This is a genomic window from Enterobacter sp. MGH120, from assembly GCF_001037725.1.
Taxonomy (GTDB): domain Bacteria; phylum Pseudomonadota; class Gammaproteobacteria; order Enterobacterales; family Enterobacteriaceae; genus Enterobacter; species Enterobacter hormaechei_C.
This window is the reverse complement of sequence record NZ_KQ089940.1, coordinates 2,280,719-2,298,621: the sequence shown is the minus strand read 5'-3', so window position 1 is coordinate 2,298,621 and position 17,903 is coordinate 2,280,719. Positions and strand designations below refer to the sequence as shown.

Genomic DNA, 17,903 nt, shown 5'->3' with positions numbered 1-17,903 from the left:
AGCAACCTCGTCCGGGAGTTTTTACACGGCTACAGTAAAAGTATCGACCTGTTGATACCTTTCTGTTTCTGCCATCACAAAGTGGTGAATGGCAAAAACGCAAAGAGTGTCAATACGCGTGTCACTGATTTATAAAACAGCGTTTCTTTTGTATCAAAAGGGAAGGTCATTTTTGCGAGCCAGCCTTCAGAAATGCCTGGAGACTGGCGAAAAGGCGGGCAGTTAGCGGTAGTTGACGAGCACCTCGTTGCGCTGAACCTTCAGCGCCGGGATGAGACGTCCACCGCCTGGCACTTCCCAGATAAAGCGTAAAGGCTCCTGAGCAGACACCCCGTTGAAGGCCTGGGTAGTGCCACGTTGACCCTCGATTTCCGCGCAGCGGGTCAGCGAGCACAGCCGCACCCGCAACCCGGCCGGTGTGAGTCCCGTCAGGGTGTAATTCCAGGCCACCAGCGTCATCTGCCCGGACACGGGCTCAGAGGCGGACAGCGGACGGGAGGAGATCGACTCACCCCGATGGTTGAGCGTCAAGCCGATACTGCTGGCCTGCCATGCCCCCTCGCCTGCGGCCTGCGCCGCCAGCGGGAAAAGTAAGATCCACAGCCACTTACGCATTATTTCCCTCCTATGGTCGCCGTCATGCGAATATTGCGGTTATCGGACAGCTCCATATTCGACAGCACTACCAGCTGGTTCAGGCTCCGGCGCAGGAAGCGCGACAGCAATGGACGCAGCGCGTGATTCACCAGCAGCACCGGCGGCGCGCCCAGCATCTCCTGACGCGCCAGCGCCTCCTGGGTTTGCGCCAGTAATCTGTCCGCCAGACCCGGCTCCAGCCCGCCACCGCCCTGCAACGCCTGAAGCAGCAGACGTTCCAGCGGCGTGTCCAGGCCAATGACCTGCACTTCGCCGGTTCCCGGGAACCATTGCTGGGTAATGGCGCGTCCGAGCGCCACGCGCACCACCGCCGTCAGTTCGTGCGGATCGCTTTGCAGCGGCGCATGTTCGGCCAGCGTCTCAAGGATGGTACGCATATCGCGAATGGGCACCTTCTCATCGAGCAGATTTTGCAGCACTTTGTGCAGGGTGGTTAAGGTCAGTACGCCCGGCACCAAATCTTCGGTCAGCTTCGGCATCTCCTGCGTTACGCGGTCGAGCAGCTGCTGCGCCTCCTGACGTCCAAACAGTTCCGCGGAGAACTGGCCAATCAGGTGGTTGAGGTGCGTCGCCACCACGGTACTGGCCTCAACGACCGTGTAACCCTGAATCTGGGCCTGCTCTTTCAGGGCGCTCTCAATCCAGATTGCCGCCAGACCAAAGGCCGGGTCGGTCGTCTGCTCACCCGGCAACGTGCCTGCGGCGGTGCCCGGGTTAATCGCCAGCCAGCGGCCGGGGTACGCATCACCGCTGCCGATTTCCACCCCTTTCATCAGGATGCGGTAGCGCGCGGGCGGGAGATCCATATTGTCCCGGATGTGGACCACAGGCGGCAGGAAGCCCATATCCTGGGCGAATTTTTTACGAATGCTGCGGATACGGCCAAGCAGCTCACCATCCTGCTGGAAATCCACCATCGGGATCAGGCGGTACCCCACTTCCATCCCCAGCGAATCTTCGAGCTGTACGTCGTTCCAGGTGGCTTCCACCGCCTGGGTGTTCTCAGGCATTTTGACCGGCGCAGGCTCTGCCTTAGGCTGCGTTTCCCGGCCACGCATCCACCAGGCAAGCCCCAGCAGCGCAGCGGTGAACAGCAGGAATACCAGGTTTGGCATGCCCGGCACCATACCGAGCAGGCCCAGCACCGCCGCGGAGAGCAGCATAACGCGCGGGTTGCTGAAGAGCTGCCCCACCATCTGCTCGCCCACGTCCTGATCGGTACTGACGCGAGTCACAATCACGCCCGCCGCGGTGGAGATCACCAGCGCCGGGATCTGCGCCACCAGACCATCACCAATGGTCAGCAGCGTATAGCTTTCCGCTGCGTGGCCCATGTCCATGCCGTGTTGCAGCACGCCGACAAGCAGGCCGCCGACGACGTTAATCACCATGATCAGAATGCCCGCGATGGCGTCACCGCGCACAAACTTACTCGCACCGTCCATGGAGCCGTAGAAATCTGCCTCCTGGGTCACTTCAGCACGGCGTTTTTTCGCTTCATCTTCCGCGATCAGCCCGGCATTCAGGTCCGCGTCGATGGCCATCTGCTTGCCCGGCATCCCGTCGAGCACGAAGCGCGCGCCCACTTCTGCGATACGCCCCGCCCCTTTAGTGATAACCATGAAGTTAATAATCACCAGAATGACGAACACCACGATACCGATGGCGAAGTTGCCGCCCACCAGGAAGTGACCGAAGGCTTCGACCACCTTGCCCGCCGCCGCCGCGCCGGTGTGCCCTTCCATCAGGATGATACGCGTGGAGGCAACGTTCAGCGCCAGGCGCAGCAGCGTGGTGAACAGCAGGATCGTTGGAAACGCGGCGAACTCCAGCGTGCGCTGGGTGAACATCGCCACCAGCAACACCATGATGGACAACGCAATGTTGAAGGTGAAAAGCAGGTCGAGGATAAATGCCGGTAACGGCAGCACCATCATCGACAGAATTAGCAGGATCAGAATCGGTCCGGCAAGGATCTGCCATTGCGTCGATTTCAGGTTGCCGGGCAGGCGCAACATTGCCACCAGATTAGCCATCAGTGTCCTTCTCGTTCAAAAAATCCAGTGCTTCAGGCACCGGCAGGTTCTCAGGTTTTACAGGTCGTTGACCGCCCGCTAAACGCCAGCGTTTCAGTTGCCACACCCAGGCCAGCACCTCTGCGACAGCGGCGTAGAGCTGGCCCGGGATTTGTTGTCCAATTTCCGCGTGGCGATACAGCGCGCGAGCCAGCGGCGGTGCTTCCAGGATCGGCACACGGTTTTCCGTGGCGATTTCACGAATGCGCAGCGCAATCAGCCCGGCCCCTTTCGCCACCACTTTCGGCGCGCTCATTTTGTTTTCGTCGTACTGAAGCGCCACGGAGTAGTGAGTCGGGTTGGTGACGATGACGTCGGCTTTCGGCACATCTTCCATCATGCGCCGACGCGCGGCGGCGCGCTGCATCTGGCGGATACGGCCCTTAACGTGCGGGTCGCCTTCCATCTGCTTATATTCATCGCGGATGTCCTGACGCGACATTCGCAGCTTTTTGATATGGGAATAGATCTGGAAGATAACGTCGAACGCCACCATCGGAATAATGCTGAGTACCACCAGCAGCGAGCATAACCCGACCAGGTTCAGGGCATTCTTCATCGCCGTCATCGGGGACTCGCTGATCAGGCGCATCATCTCCGGCCAGTGGTGCCACAAAAAAAACCCGGCGGTACTGCCCATAAGAAGCGATTTCAGGATCGCTTTAAGAAGCTCAGCCCCGGTTTGCGCGGAAAACATTTTCGCAATGCCGGGGAACGGATTGAGCTTAGAGAATTTCGGTTGCAGCGATTTTCCGCTGAACACCAGGCCACCGAGCATGACCGGCGAAACCAGGGCCACGATGACCACGCCCGCGATCAGCGGCAGCAAGGCGAGCATCGCGCTTTTCACAAGGTTGATGATCTGAATGAGGATCAGATTGGGGTCATTGACCATGCTGTGATCAAAACGTAAGCCAGCCGAGAGCATTCCCGCCAGTCTGCGGGCGAGCATCTCCCCGCCCCACCAGATTATGCAGACGCCCACCACCAGGATCAGCAGGGATGTCAGCTCTCGGGATCGGGGGATCTGCCCATCCTCACGGGCTTTTTCAAGTCGGTGGGGTGTGGGGGCTTCTGTTTTGTCGTCGTTCTCTTCTGCCACTGTGCCTGCTCGCAGCCCATTAATTCACGGGTATCATGCCAGCGCAGAGAAAATCCAATGGCGGGAAAAGCCCGTTTATTCGGGCTCTTTTCGCTGTTTTTATTCTGAGCTGCCTCAGGCCGCGTTAACGACCTGAGGCAGAACGCGCAATCAGAAACCAAGACTGTCCAGCAGATCGTCCACCTGATCCTGGCTTGCCACCACGCCCGCTTTGCTGGTGTCAAGCTGTGGACCATTGAGCAGGCTTTCGTTCTCGCGTTTCGGACGGGCAGCCGGTTCCGGTATGTTCTCCAGCAGCACCATCAGCAGCTGACGTTCAATCTCCTGAATCACATCCATCATGCGCTTGATCACCTGGCCGGTGAGGTCCTGGAAATCCTGTGCCATCATGATGTCCAGCAGTTGGGCATTGGTGAAGCTGGTGTGCCCCGGCACGTCACCCAGGTACTGACGGGTATCCGTTACCAGTTCGCGGGCATCCGCCAGCTCAATAGGGTTCTCAAACCACTCATCCCAGCGTTTGCTCAGCGCTTTCGCCCCCTTCTCCATCGCATCCTGGTGCGGCTGCGAGGCTTCAACGCTGTTCAGCGCACGCTCGGCCGCCTGCGCGGTCATCTGTACGACGTAGTCCAGACGGTCGCGCGCGTCAGGGATGGCTTCCGCCGCTTCGGCGATAGCCTGGTCCAGCCCCAGCTCACGCAGGCTGTCGCGCAGCATGCGGGTCAGGCTACCAATGCGGGCAATAATGTCGCTCGGCGAATGTTCTTCAACGGGTTTCATAGCAGGTTGCAACATATCCATCACCTCACATGCCGAGTTTCTCGAAGATCTTCCCGAGCTTCTCTTCCAGAGTCGCCGCGGTGAATGGCTTCACCACGTAGCCGCTTGCGCCCGCCTGTGCAGCGGCAATAATGTTCTCTTTCTTCGCTTCTGCGGTCACCATCAGCACCGGCAAAGAGGCCATGCCCGCATCCGCGCGGATGGTTTTCAGCAGTTCGAGACCGTCCATGTTCGGCATGTTCCAGTCGGAAATCACAAAACCAAACCCGCCAGCCTGGAGTTTGTTCAGCGCATCCACCCCGTCTTCTGCTTCTTCAACATTGTTGAAGCCCAGCTCTTTCAGCAGGTTGCGCACAATGCGACGCATGGTGGAAAAGTCATCCACAACCAAAAACTTAAGTTCTTTATCCGCCATAAAATAATACTCCTGAGTCAAATACGTATTGCCTGTCCGGCACTGATTTTCGCCAGCATCTGCTGGCTTACCTGGCTAAGATCGACCACTTCGCTTACGCCACCCATATTGATGGCCTCGCGCGGCATGCCGAACACCACACAACTTGCTTCATTCTGCGCAATCGTCCAGGCACCAGCCTGGTGCATCGCAAGCATTCCGGCGGCGCCGTCGTTGCCCATCCCCGTCAGGATCACCCCAACGGCGTTGCGCCCCGCATGTTTCGCCACCGAATGAAACAGCACATCCACCGACGGACGGTGCCGGTTAACCGGCGGCCCGTCATGAATTTTGATTTGATAGTTCGCCCCGCTGCGCGCCAGCTCCATGTGCTTGTCACCCGGGGCGATATAGGCGTGACCCGGCAGCACGCGCTCGCCATCTTCCGCCTCTTTCACGCTGATCTGACACAGCTTATTCAGGCGCTCCGCGAACGAACGGGTAAACCCTGGCGGCATATGTTGCGTAATCAGGATACCCGGGCTTGAGAGCGGCAATGGCTGGAGTACATGGCGAATTGCCTCTGTTCCTCCGGTTGACGCCCCAATGACCAGCAACTTTTCCGAGCTGAGTAACGGCCCTGCCTTCAGGGTTGCCGGAGCTGCCATCGGCTTGTGGGCCGCGAGTTTTGCGCGCGACGCGGTACGGATCTTCTCGGCGATCATCTCGCTGTACGCCAGCATCCCCTCGCGAATGCCGAGCTGCGGCTTGGTGACAAAATCCACCGCCCCCAGCTCCAGCGCGCGCAGGGTGATTTCTGAACCTTTACCGGTCAGAGATGACACCATCACCACCGGCATCGGGCGCAGGCGCATTAATTTTTCCAGGAAATCGATGCCATCCATGCGCGGCATTTCAACATCCAGCGTCAGCACGTCGGGGTTATATTTTTTGATTAAATCCCGCGCGACCAGCGGATCGGGCGCTGTCGCCACCATCTCCATATCGCTGTGGCTATTGATGATTTCGGTCATGATCTGACGCATCAGCGCCGAATCATCGACAGACAATACCCTGATTTTACTCATGCTTTTTCCTTACTCAGCGCATATACCGTTTGCCCACGCAGGCTAAACTCACGCACGAGGTTGCTGAAGTTTTCCGAGTGCCCGGCAAACAGTAAACCGTCAGGCTTGAGCAACGGAACAAAGCGACGCAGGATGTCCTGCTGCGTCGTTTTATCAAAATAGATCATCACGTTACGGCAAAAAATGGCGTCGAATGGCCCCGGCACGTTGTACTGCTTATCCAGTAAATTAACGGGAGCAAATTCCACGCAGTTCGCCAGCTCCTGGCGTACGCGCACCAGTCCTTCATGCGGGCCGGTACCGCGCATGAAGTAACGCTGTAGCTGCTGAGGAGACAGCGTTTTAAGCTCATCCTGGCGATAAACGCCGTTACGGGCTTTTTCCAGCACTTCGGTATCGATGTCGCTGGCGTACACTTTCCAGCGGCCCGGCGCCATGCCCAGGGTGTCCGCCAGGGTGATGGCCAGCGAGTACGGCTCTTCCCCGGTAGAGGCCGCCGCGCTCCAGACGCGATACTCCCCGCTACGGCGACGGGCGTGTTCCGCCAGCACCGGGAAGTGATGCGCCTCGCGGAAAAACGCGGTCAGGTTGGTGGTTAATGAGTTGATAAATGCCTGCCATTCGGCGCTGTTCTGGTTCGCTTCGAGCATGCTCAGATAGCGGCCAAAATCATCCAGCCCCAGCGTACGCAAGCGCCGCACCAGCCGGTTGTAGACCATGTCTCGCTTATGGTCCGCAAGCACGATCCCCGCACGCTGGTAGATTAACTGACATATCCGACGAAAATGCGCGTCGGACAGCGCGAGGCGCTGTGTCATCTGCAACAATAATGACGTTTGCCCTGAGGGCATGGGTGATGTCATAGCGCCTTCTTAATCACATTCAGGATACAACGGGCACGGCCTGTGACCGTCCGACTTCTGTTACTGCTTCAACGTGCTCTTTCACATTAAATACGGCGACCAACCCGGTAAGGTGATCCGCCTGGTTTGCCAGCTGATCGGTAGCCGCCGCCGCCTCTTCCACCAGTGAGGCGTTCTGCTGCGTAACCTGATCCATCTGTGTAACGGCCTGCGCCACCTGCTCAATACCACGGCGTTGTTCATCAGACGCCGAGGCAATCTCGCCCATAATGTCGTTAACCCGCGTCACGGAGGTGACAATCTCGTGCATGGTCTGCGCGGCGGTATCCACCAGCGCGGAGCCCTGCTGAACGCGGGAGACCGACTCTTCTATCAGCCCTTTGATCTCTTTCGCCGCATTGGCGCTGCGGCTGGCGAGGTTTCGGACTTCACCGGCAACCACCGCGAACCCGCGCCCCTGCTCCCCGGCACGCGCCGCTTCAACGGCCGCGTTCAGCGCCAGAATATTGGTCTGGAACGCGATACCGTCGATGACGCTGATAATGTCGCCAATTTTCTGCGAGCTGGCGGCAATCTCCTGCATCGTGCTGGCGACGTGAGAAGCCTGATCGCCCCCACGTTTCGCCGTCATCGCCGCCTGTTTTGACAAGTCGGACGCCTGACGCGCGTTATCGGCGTTCTGGCTTACGGTCGCGGTCAGCTGCTCCATGCTGGCCGCCGTCTGCGCCAGCGATGCCGCCTGCTGTTCGGTGCGGGATGAGAGGTCGTTATTGCCTGCCGCAATCTCGGAGATCCCGGCATGCATGGCGTAACTGCCCTGGCGAACGTTGCTTACCGTTTCCCGCAGCGACCCCTGCATCGCCTTCAGGCTGGCGAAAATCGCTGATATTTCATTCCTGCCATACACGGCCACCGGACGCGCCAGATCGCCCTTCGCCATACTGTCGAAGTGGCTGCTGACGATGGCCAGCGGCTGGACGATCATTTTGCGCGACCACCACAGCGAGCCGCCGGTCAGCAGGGCGGCCAGGATCACCATGGTCAGGAAAATCGCCCCTGACATGCGGTAGCTGGTACGGCTGTCCGCACCGGCACGCGCCACAAACTGGTTAATATCCTGCTGCCAGGCGTTAAAGCTGCCGTCGAACGCCGCCTGAGACGCCTGCACCGGCGCGGTCAGGAAGTCAGAAAGCTGGTTGTTCTCCAGCCACGTCGCCTGATGGTCGAGATCGCCGTACCACACATCAAAGGTCTTTTTCATGGCGACTTTCAGCGCTTTCTCTTTCTCACTGACCGCCTCCTGCGCCGTAAAGGCCTTAAACTGCGCGTCGGCCTGCTTCAGGCTGCTGCGGGCCACGACCATCAGCGCCTTAATATCCTCCGGCGGATAGCTCAGCGCGGTTAACGTCCCTGCTTTGTTCAGCGCAGTGCTTGCCTGCAACAGCACGGCACGCGTTTGTGCCAGTGCGGAGCGCTGCTGATTACTCGTCTCAACTTCCTGCAAATTCTGATAGCCATCGCGAAACGCCCAGAAAGACAACCCGTTACTGCCAACCTGCAAAACCCCACACAGGATCAGAATCAAAAACAGTGTGGTCGAGATACGAATACGATTTAACATCCACGCTCCCATCAAGCGGCAAGCAGCCGCGGTTTAATTGTCAGTCAAAATGTTTCCCAGTTTTCATCTTGTCCGGTCACCGCTGCGCGCGTACGTGTTGTCACGGGCGCCGGGGTTGCTTCGCTGTACGCCGACCGCGAGCTGACCGTATTTGTCGTTTTTGAAGTAAGACGGAACGCCGAGACGGCCATTTTCAGGCGGCTCGCCTGGTCCTCCAGCGCAGCGGCCGCGGCAGCGGACTCCTGCACCAGGGCGGCGTTTTGCTGCGTCACACGATCCATTTCCGATACCGCCAGGGCGACCTGGTCAATACCACGACTCTGCTCATCCGATGCAGAGGCGATTTCACCCATGATGTCCGTCACGCGCGTCACGGCATTCACGATGTCATTCATGGTTTCACCCGCACTTTCCACCAGCACCGAGCCGGTATCCACGCGTGAAACAGAGTCTTCAATCAGGGCTTTGATCTCTTTCGCCGCATTGGCGCTGCGGCTGGCGAGGTTACGCACTTCGCCGGCGACCACGGCAAACCCGCGCCCCTGCTCGCCCGCACGCGCCGCTTCAACGGCCGCGTTCAGCGCCAGGATATTGGTCTGGAAGGCGATACCGTCGATTACGCTGATGATGTCGGCGATTTTCTTCGAGCTGTCGGCAATGTCATGCATGGTTTTCACCACGCCGTCGACCACCCGACCGCCGCGCTGGGCGGTGTCGGACGCGCTTTCTGCAAGCTGCGACGCCTGGCGGGCATTGTCGGCATTCTGCTTCACGGTCGCGGTGAGCTGCTCCATGCTGGCCGCCGTCTCTTCCAGTGCGGATGCCTGCTGTTCGGTACGGGACGAGAGATCGTTGTTGCCCATCGCGATTTCACTCGTGCCGGTATAGATGGCATCCGCCCCCTCGCGCACGTTGGCGACGGTATCAATCAGCGAACGCTGCATATGGTCGACGCTGGTTGCCAGCTCGGTGATCTCATTGCGCCCAGAAACGGTCAGCGTTTTCGTGAGATCGTCCCGGCCAATATCACGGATATGGGCAATGACGCGGCCAAGCGGGTTAAGCAGGATATGACGAATGCCGTACCACACGGCCACCAGCACGATGACCAGCGCGAGGGCGAGAACCGCCATCTGCCATTTCGCGAAACGGTAGTCGTTCTGGCTTTGCGTAAAGGCGGAGTGATAAAGTTCGCCGCTGGCTTTGGCGTACTCGCCGAGCGCCGCGCCGAGGGCGTTCTGCATTCCCTGGGTCGGCTGCGCGAAATAGGCGTCCATATTGCCCTGCTCCAGGAACTGTACCAGCTCCGTGAGGCCGGCGAAGTAGGCCTGATATTTTTCATCTATGTTCACGCTCGCCTGCGCCATTGCTGGCTGAGGGGCGATTTTTTTGAAGGCGTCGTAATGTTTCGCCGCGTCTGCCAGCGTGGCGCGCGCATTCTTCAGCAGTTCCGTTTTTGCGCTGCTCTGTTGGTTATTCGGGTCCATCATCATGCGGGCAGACGAGCGGCTCAGGTTGATACGCGTCTGCAACATCAGATCCCAGGTCGTGGTCAGTTCGCTTTGCTGCATTCGCAAATCGTTCGAGGCCGCGAAGCTGTCCTGGTTCTGTTTTAACGACGAGAAAAAGAGGCCGCCAGAAATAAGCTGAAGAAGTGCGAAAATGACCAGCACCATCATAAGCATTGTGACAACGCGGATACGGTTCAACATACAACACCTTCTCATAGATTTATTAACGGTGTTATCGGCACAGGCCACAGGAACTTTACATTTGCGAAAGGGAAAAGCGCGGAGGGTCAGAACGCGACGTCGACAATCAGCGTGTCGGTGTAGGTTCCGGCAGGCGGCGTGGCCTGGCTGGTCAGAACTTTGGCGGTGTAGTTGTAGGTACGTAAAAGCCCGTCCGTACTGACCTGCGATGAGCTGGCGCTGGCCCAGCGCTCGCTGCCGCTGCTACCCCAGCGGTTGCTGGTCGCCTCTTTGTAGATGTCGTAACTCATGAAGTTGCTGCCGCTGACCATACGACGCACGTTGTTCAGGGCATTTGCCCCATTATTAATGCCTATGGTGTAGGTGCTGCCTTTGGTGCAGGTGACGGCAACCGACTGTGAAACGGTGGGAAAATTTTGCACCAGCGGCGCGCTGTTAAAATTCACGTCCGGCGTGGTCATGGTGCTGCAATCGTTGGTGACGGTCATGTTGAGGAGGATCGAGGTGGTTGCCGTGCCGGTTTGCGGGGTCAGGCACGCTCCGACCGCGCTAACGGCGCACACGTTGTAGTTAATGCTGAACGTTAACAACACCTGATACGGCCCGGCGGTGACGTTCTGCCCCATTACGGTCCGGAAATAAAGGGGAATGTTGTAGCGCCTTGAACCCAGCAGCCCGAGCAGCGTGTTTCCGCTCCAGGTATAGGCTTTGCTGATTTGTATTTCACTGTTTCCGCCGCAGCCGGACGCCCCGCACAGCCGCGCAGGGATGACATCGGTAATAGCCGCGTTGTCCGTACGCTTCATGGTCGCCCGGCTATTCGCGAAGACGGATGCCGAGGTGTAATTCAGCGTCACCGAGTCGTTGGTTAACAGGTTGAGAACGGTATCGCAGGTCACCACCAGCGTGCCCGTCGTTTCCACTTCCCCGGTGCCGCTGAGTGCGAACGAGGTGACGCTGCCAAACGAGGCATTCACCGTACTGACGGTACAGGCCGCCCAGCTGCCGCCGGAGCACAGCAGCAGGAGCGCGATTAACAGGCGTCTCACGGCGCCTCCCGACAGGTCAGCGGACCGTAGGTTTGCAGCTTATGTTCAGGGTTTGCGCCAACGGTCAGCGTTGCCGTACAGCGTTTACCCTCCGGGGTGATGACCTCGAGCGGATTCACGTCGTTGAGGTTTTCCAGCCAGGCGAGGCCGTCGTAGCCGACAACCGCGCTGCTGCGGGACGCGCGTCTGACCTGGCTTCCTACCGGGATCGCATTGCCCTGCGCATCGTGCAGGATCACGCTGGCAACCCGCTCCTGCTCCATCGGAAAATCCACCAGATAACCGTTATGCCGACGAATCGCCACCCGACGCTCGGTCTCTTTCAGCCGGGTATCCGCGGGTAAGTTCAGGGTATCAATGCGGTAACTTGCCGGGTAATAGGCGGAAACGCCGCTCACCAGCAGATAGCCTTTGTTATTGGTTTTTCCGACCGGCTGGTTTTCGTAGCTGACGGGAACATCCGGATGACCGTCGGTGCTGATCACCACAAACGCATCGTTGATTTTGTTCGCCGCAAACAGCTCACCGTCCATCAGCACGACAGAGCCCATCGCCTCGCCCCACCAGGTCATCATGCCCTTCTCACCGTAGCCGCCGCCCTGTAGCTCCACGTTGTTATTCCGCCAGCCGAGCGTGGCCTGCTGATAGTTACTCGACCGCGACTGGTTGGCCCAGGCCATGTTCCAGCTAAATCCGCCGTCTGAAGGCATCGAGTGGTTGTAGTTAATGCGTTGAGTGCTGCCTGCGTCAGGGGTGTTTTCAAAGGTGACGGCGGCGCTGTCACGTTCGCCGAGGGGAACCTGCAACGACAGCGCAACCGTCCAGTCGCCCCGCTGCTGGTCACGGCTGGCAGCCAGATAAATACTGCTTGAGCCCCACATATTACGGCTCCAGGAGAGGTTGAGCAGCTCAGTTTTCTGGCTGTCAAAACTCTCAACGCCGATCCACGCCGCGCCGATATTGCCGTATCCGCCGAGGTTAAAGGTTAAGGAATACTGGTCGGTATTGCGGCTCAGGCTGGCAACGGGGTTATCATTTTCATCATAAACGGTGGGCTGATCGTACAGGGCGAGATTGCCAAAACCACGATCACGTCGGGTATGCTGGGTCGCTACGCTAAACTCGCTGGTGTTGTATTGATAGCCCCAGTTTATCTGGCCGCCGCTATCGCCGCGCATGCGGCTTTGGGTCCACGAGGTATTTACCACGCCAAAACGCCCGAGCTTCAGTACCGTGCCCGCGCCGCCAAGCGCCAGCGACTCCGCCCCTTCAGCATGCCCCTCCAGCGTCAGCCAGTCGGTCACCCCGTAGCGGTACGATCCGCTGCCCGCCGCCGGGCCATAGTCAAAATTCTCAATACCGTAATTACGCCGCAGGCTGCCCAGCGTCACGGCGCCGTCGCTTAACCCCTGCTTAAGCAGATCGCTGCTGACATAAAACGGCAGCGTGGTACTCACCTGACGACCCAGCGCATCAGTGGTAACCAGTACCGCATCCCCGGCACCGTTGATATACGGCAGATTGGTGAGGGTAAACGGCCCCGGCTGAAGGCGGGTGGAGCCGGAACGGTAGCCATTAATAAAGAGATCGACCGAGGTCGGGACAGCCGCCTCGCCGGAAAACGCCGGCAGCGGCCAGGTCACCAGATCCGGACGCAGGGAGAAGTCGCGCCCGTAGCTGATCCCGCCCATGCGCACGCTGGTGCTCCAGCTCAGCGCATCGCTGATGACGTCCCCGGCGGACCAGGTGGTGGCATCCTCTTCGTTGGTGATCAGTAAGGTAGAGTCATAACGCACGTACCCTTCCTGCTGCCCGCTGTTACCGGTGAAATTCTGCCGGGCGTAACCCGTCGATGAAAATGAATAATCCTCATTGAAATAGCGGAACTCGTGCCATACCGATGCCTGGCCGCCCGTGTGTTCGGAATGGTTGGTATAAACGTCGTAATTGAGCAGCGCGCCGCGGCCATAGTGCGGTTTGCTTTGCATGCTCTGTTCGCTGAACGGCGTGATCCGCGCCGCGACCCAGTCCCGGGGGACCGTCAGCAACAGGCGCTGGGCCGTACTGTCGTACTCTGCGCGTATCGACGTAAGCGTCGAGAGATTCACCTCTCCGGCTGGCACATGCGCGGGCGGCAGCCCGGCGCGGAGCAAATCCGCGCCCGAAATAAACCAGGCGCCCTCACGCTGCGTCACCGGCACCACCAGACCCGTGTCATAGTGGTTCAGCACCAGGGCGAGCTGGAATACTGCTTCGCCGTTTATCGTCCGTGCATCCGGCGGCGGCGGTAAACTGTCGTCGCCGGTTTCGGCAAAGGCGCTGGTACTGACGCAAAGCAGGATCATCATCGCCGGTTTCAGTTGACGGGCGTCGATTGCCATTGCGTATCCCTGGCATTAATTTGCGCGCTCATCCGGTTCGGCTGATAAATCCCTGCCGGAAGCGGCCAGCTTCGGGTGCTGCCTGGCAGCACATAGCCCAGCAGCCCCTCCGCAACCGTGCGTTTTTGCCCGCCCTGCTCAACCGCAACCTGGCTGAGCCGGACGTGCACATCCCCCTGATTACGGACCTGAAGCGCGGGTTTCCCCCCTTCCTGAACGACCCGCCAGCTCAGCTGTTGAGTATTCGCCAGCGCGTGGTGCGCCCCTTCGTTGAGGGTGGGGATCCCCTGCCCATAAACAAATAAGGGAATGGAATAGCGCATTTGCAGTTTGAGGCCCATGGACGGTTCCGCTTTGGCATCCGGCTGGGGAATTTCATCCACAATAATGCGGTAGGCCTGCTCAACCCCCGACGGGATCGTCCCCTGCTTGATCAAGCGAATAAGCTGTTTACTGCCTTTGGCGATGGTCACGATCGGCGGGCTGGCGACCACATCCTGCTGGGCGGTGTAACGCTCATATCCTCCCTCCTGCTTCCAGCGCACAATACGCACCTGCATTGTCGTGGCGCTGTTGCCCTGATTCTGGATCCACAATTCAGTTGCTCTGGCCTCTGCCGAAAGCCACGGATCGATCGGCCACAAAAGAATGGTTGCCGCTGCCTGCGCCTGGCCCGCTGCCAGAGCCGTTGCCCCCAACAGACCCACCAGGCCTGATCGCCTGAAAAATGGCTTCATCGATGTTCTCCCTTTCCTACCATGACAAGGTCACGGTGAGTTGATCTGAATATGTTCCCGGCAGGCTAAACCCCGTCAGGAGCGCGACGCCAAAAAGAGGCAGCGCGATGTTATTGCTGTTGGTATAGGTAATCGGTATGGCCTGGTTAACCCCAATTTCGCTGTTCGCCGCCAGAGAGCTGCTGCTGTAAAGCCGGTAACCAACAACTTCGGTCCCACCTGAACGCGTCATCCGTCGCACCGAGCTGTAATTCTGGCCGCCGTCAATGCTCATGCTCAGCGCCACGCCCGGCGTGCAGGCGATGGACAACGCACCGTCGGCGACAAAGCTGGTGCTGACCGGCGTGTTGTCCACGCCGTTACGGGTTCCAAAATCCAGCGTCCCAAAGCGCCCGCCCGTGCCGGTACTCACCGAGCACCCTGGTACTACCGTCGCGCTCACCCTGAAGGACTGGGAGGTCACCGCCCCGGCGTCGCAGATCATCATCAGCCCGACGAGCAGGGCCAAAAAAGGGTGCACGACGCCCTCTGCGCTTTCGCGCAGACATAAACACAATGCCTTCATGGCTGAATCAGTAGGTGACGCTGACGTTAATCGTGTCGGTATAGGTTCCCGGTACAACCGTTACGCTATTGCCGCCGCCCGTTATGCGCCCGTAGAGGGTATAGCTGTTCACCCCGCCCGCTGTGGAAGCTACGGGCAACGCGGCGTTGTTAGCGATAACGTTGTTGTACCCGCTGTCGCTATAGAGGCTGTATGCCACGCCCTGTGCCGCATTGGCGGTGTTCACCAGATAGCGGGCGGGTGTGCCGGGGGTGCCGACAACGGTTCCGGGTGCGGTCGCGTTGGTGTTGCCGGTGATCGCCACCGTGTAACTGGCAGTGGTACATTGAATGGTAAAGGTGTTTCCGCCGCTGGCCCCGGTTAACTGGGTTGTCAGGGTGGAGAATGTCGCAGGATGGGTCCCGAAATCGAGTGTCCCGAAGTTAATGCCGTTTTGCGTTGGCGAGCCGTTGATCAAACAACCGTTCGTCAACGTCAGCGTCGCCCCGATAGTACCGCTACTGGTGACTGCCAGCGCCTGACCGACAGTCGCCGCCGTCAGCAGTGTACCCGCGCAGATAAAAAGAAGTGTTCTTTTCATTTACCACCCTCCAGAAGAAATAATGGTCCGCTTACCCTATTTTATTCATACTGTTCAGTATGTTAGCCCCGCTTAAACATTCCCCGGCGCGGTTACTGAGAATTTAGTTTATGGTTCACGCTTCAACCACTTTCAGCGAAGGTGAGACACCCGCCCTCCAATTAACAGATTATTAACAAACATTACAAAGAGTTAGCAAAATAAAACGGGCATTATTCTTGCTTAATTTGAGGATATATCGCCTGTAATGTGATCCGCATCACAATATATCGTCATTGTAAAAACAACGAATTTCATAAAAATTAAAAACAAGTTGTAACTCACGCAGCTTTACTTCAATTTATGCCCCGAATATTTTCCTGCGCTTAAATAAAAATTTTGTATGCATTGACGCAGGAAACTCTTTTAGCGCATAGAGGATCTTTTTGTGGCAAGTGCAAACAAACTCACGCTCTTCATCGTGATTTTCATGCTGGCGGGCATTCTTTCAGGTGCGGCAATCCATGAGTATGCTTCGCCCGACGCGATACAGGCCTGGTCGGAGAACATCACCCTGCTGACCGATATTTTCCTGCGGCTGATTAAGATGGTGATTGCCCCGCTGGTGTTCAGCACCCTGACGGTGGGCATTATGAAGCTGGGTGAAACGTCGACGATTGGACGCGTCGGGGGTAAAGCGATGGTGTGGTTTATCAGCTCATCCGTGCTTTCCATTCTGGTGGGGCTGTTTATTGTTACCCTTGAACAACCCGGCAGCGGTCTGAACCTGAGCATTCCGACAGAGACGGTTGATACCGGCCTGGCCGTTAGCGGGATGTCGCTGAAAGCCTTCCTGTCACACACCATTCCAACCAGCATTGCCGGCGCGATGGCGAACAATGAGATCCTGCAAATTGTGGTCTTCTCGATGTTCTTCGGCATCGGCGGCGCGTCATTAGGTCAAAAATTCAACGCCCCGCTGGTGGCGGCGCTGGATGTGGTCTCCCACATTATGCTGAAAGTGACGGGCTACGTGATGTACGTTGCGCCGCTGGCCATTTTTGCCGCGATTTCGTCCGTGATTGCCACTCAGGGTCTGGGCATTTTGCTGAACTATGCCTCGTTCATTGGCGGTTACTATGTGGCGATCCTTCTGACCTGTCTGGTATTGCTGGCGGTAGGTTACATGGTACTGAAAAATGAGATTTTCCGTCTGGTGGCGATGCTGAAAGATCCGGTGCTGGTCGCGTTTACCACCAGCAGCTCAGAAGCGGCATACCCGAAAACGCTGGAGCAGTTAGCGCGCTTCGGCTGTTCACGTAATATCGCCTCTTTCGTCCTGCCGATCGGCTACTCGTTTAACCTGGTCGGCTCCATGGTGTACTGCTCGTTCGCCTCGATGTTTATCGCCCAGGCATACAACATTCACCTGAGTTTCACCGAGGTGACGGTGCTAATGTTAACGTTGATGCTGGCCTCGAAAGGGATTGCGGGCGTACCGCGCTCGTCGCTGGTGGTGCTGGCGGCAACTATTCCGAGCTTTAACATTCCGGTGGCCGGGATCCTGCTGCTGATGGGGATTGACCATTTCCTGGATATGGGACGATCGGCCATTAACGTGCTGGGGAACGGGATTGCGACGGCGATGCTGTCGCAGAATGAAGGGGCGCGGGAAGCGGAATCAGCGCTGGTGGAGCAGGAGGCGTAAGGATACAAAAGAGCCGGGTGGCGCTGACGCTTACCCGGCCTACGTGTTCGAGCCATTTGTAGGCCGGGTAAGGCGAAGCCGCCACCCGGCTTTGTTTTATGCTACGTGATTCGCCGCGATATCCAGCAGCGCCATCTCTTCGCTGTTCAGCAGCTTCTCAATATTCACCAGAATCAGCATACGCTCGCCGAGCGCACCCAGCCCCGTCAGGTATTCCGTCGACAGCGTGACCGCAAACTCCGGCGCAGGACGGATTTGATCGGCGGTCAGCGACAGCACATCAGACACGCCATCCACCACGATCCCCACCACGCGCTGCCCCAGATTCAGGACGATCACCACCGTGTTATCGTTGTACTCCACATCGCCCTGGCTGAACTTCACGCGCAGGTCCACGATAGGCACAATCACACCGCGCAGGTTGGTCACACCCTTGATAAACGCTGGCGTGTTCGCAATGCGCGTTACCTGGTCGTAACCGCGAATTTCCTGCACTTTCAGGATGTCGATACCGTACTCTTCATCACCTAAAGTGAAAACCAGGAATTCCTGTCCAGATGGCTCGCCCGCCAGTTTCGTTACGTTACTCATACCGGTCATGTTATTACCTTT

At 58.2% G+C, this 17,903-nt stretch carries 16 protein-coding genes; 1 reads left to right on the top strand and 15 read right to left on the bottom strand.

Annotated features, from left to right (window positions below; all coding sequences use genetic code 11):
- Nucleotides 1–222: 222 nt before the first annotated feature.
- The 14 genes from SK54_RS10805 to SK54_RS10740 all read right to left on the bottom strand — a co-directional run bounded on the left by SK54_RS10805 (nucleotide 223) and on the right by SK54_RS10740 (nucleotide 15,604).
- Complete coding sequence (locus tag SK54_RS10805; RefSeq protein WP_048247162.1) at nucleotides 223–615, bottom strand: flagellar protein FlhE; 393 nt, start codon at nucleotides 613–615, stop codon at nucleotides 223–225.
- Complete coding sequence (gene flhA, locus SK54_RS10800) at nucleotides 615–2,693, bottom strand: flagellar biosynthesis protein FlhA (RefSeq protein WP_003859723.1); 2,079 nt, start codon at nucleotides 2,691–2,693, stop codon at nucleotides 615–617. The genes SK54_RS10805 and flhA overlap by 1 nt, the downstream gene beginning before the upstream one ends.
- Nucleotides 2,686–3,834, bottom strand: a complete 1,149-nt coding sequence (gene flhB, locus SK54_RS10795) for a flagellar biosynthesis protein FlhB (protein ID WP_017693236.1) — start codon at nucleotides 3,832–3,834, stop codon at nucleotides 2,686–2,688. Before flhB ends, flhA begins: the two co-directional genes overlap by 8 nt.
- Nucleotides 3,835–3,984: 150 nt before the next feature.
- Nucleotides 3,985–4,629 (bottom strand): protein phosphatase CheZ, encoded by a 645-nt coding sequence (cheZ, locus tag SK54_RS10790; protein ID WP_003859718.1) that lies wholly within the window; start codon nucleotides 4,627–4,629, stop codon nucleotides 3,985–3,987.
- A gap of 10 nt (nucleotides 4,630–4,639) precedes the next feature.
- Nucleotides 4,640–5,029, bottom strand: a complete 390-nt coding sequence (cheY, locus tag SK54_RS10785) for a chemotaxis response regulator CheY (RefSeq protein WP_000763862.1) — start codon at nucleotides 5,027–5,029, stop codon at nucleotides 4,640–4,642.
- Nucleotides 5,030–5,046: 17 nt separating this feature from the next.
- A complete protein-coding gene (locus SK54_RS10780; protein WP_014884341.1) occupies nucleotides 5,047–6,096 on the bottom strand; it encodes a protein-glutamate methylesterase/protein-glutamine glutaminase in 1,050 nt (349 codons plus the stop codon).
- Complete coding sequence (gene cheR, locus SK54_RS10775) at nucleotides 6,093–6,959, bottom strand: protein-glutamate O-methyltransferase CheR (RefSeq protein ID WP_017384409.1); 867 nt, start codon at nucleotides 6,957–6,959, stop codon at nucleotides 6,093–6,095. Before cheR ends, SK54_RS10780 begins: the two co-directional genes overlap by 4 nt.
- 19 nt (nucleotides 6,960–6,978) lie before the next feature.
- The gene (gene tap, locus SK54_RS10770; RefSeq protein ID WP_048247160.1) at nucleotides 6,979–8,580 is read right to left on the bottom strand and encodes a methyl-accepting chemotaxis protein IV; all 1,602 of its coding nucleotides are present in this window, start codon (nucleotides 8,578–8,580) and stop codon (nucleotides 6,979–6,981) included.
- A gap of 44 nt (nucleotides 8,581–8,624) precedes the next feature.
- Nucleotides 8,625–10,292 carry a methyl-accepting chemotaxis protein II gene (tar, locus tag SK54_RS10765; RefSeq protein WP_048247158.1) on the bottom strand — a complete coding sequence of 556 codons (1,668 nt, stop codon included), beginning with the start codon at nucleotides 10,290–10,292 and terminating at the stop codon, nucleotides 8,625–8,627.
- Between the two features lie 86 nt (nucleotides 10,293–10,378).
- A complete protein-coding gene (locus tag SK54_RS10760; protein ID WP_048247156.1) occupies nucleotides 10,379–11,341 on the bottom strand; it encodes a Csu type fimbrial protein in 963 nt (320 codons plus the stop codon).
- Complete coding sequence (locus SK54_RS10755) at nucleotides 11,338–13,722, bottom strand: fimbria/pilus outer membrane usher protein (protein WP_048247154.1); 2,385 nt, start codon at nucleotides 13,720–13,722, stop codon at nucleotides 11,338–11,340. Before SK54_RS10755 ends, SK54_RS10760 begins: the two co-directional genes overlap by 4 nt.
- Nucleotides 13,698–14,459, bottom strand: coding sequence for a fimbrial biogenesis chaperone (locus tag SK54_RS10750; protein WP_015570266.1), 762 nt, complete (start codon nucleotides 14,457–14,459; stop codon nucleotides 13,698–13,700). Before SK54_RS10750 ends, SK54_RS10755 begins: the two co-directional genes overlap by 25 nt.
- 16 nt (nucleotides 14,460–14,475) lie before the next feature.
- Nucleotides 14,476–15,024: a Csu type fimbrial protein gene (locus SK54_RS10745; RefSeq protein WP_017384414.1), complete on the bottom strand. Its 549-nt coding sequence runs from the start codon at nucleotides 15,022–15,024 to the stop codon at nucleotides 14,476–14,478.
- A gap of 7 nt (nucleotides 15,025–15,031) precedes the next feature.
- Nucleotides 15,032–15,604: a Csu type fimbrial protein gene (locus SK54_RS10740; RefSeq protein WP_015570264.1), complete on the bottom strand. Its 573-nt coding sequence runs from the start codon at nucleotides 15,602–15,604 to the stop codon at nucleotides 15,032–15,034.
- Nucleotides 15,605–16,031: 427 nt separating this feature from the next.
- On the opposite strand from SK54_RS10740, the gene SK54_RS10735 reads away from it, so the two are divergent.
- Entirely contained in the window at nucleotides 16,032–17,291 is a 1,260-nt protein-coding gene (locus SK54_RS10735; protein ID WP_045341288.1) for a dicarboxylate/amino acid:cation symporter, read from the top strand.
- Between the two features lie 96 nt (nucleotides 17,292–17,387).
- On the opposite strand, the gene cheW is transcribed toward SK54_RS10735, so the two are convergent.
- Entirely contained in the window at nucleotides 17,388–17,891 is a 504-nt protein-coding gene (gene cheW / locus SK54_RS10730) for a chemotaxis protein CheW (protein WP_003859699.1), read from the bottom strand.
- Between the last annotated feature and the right edge of the window lie 12 nt (nucleotides 17,892–17,903).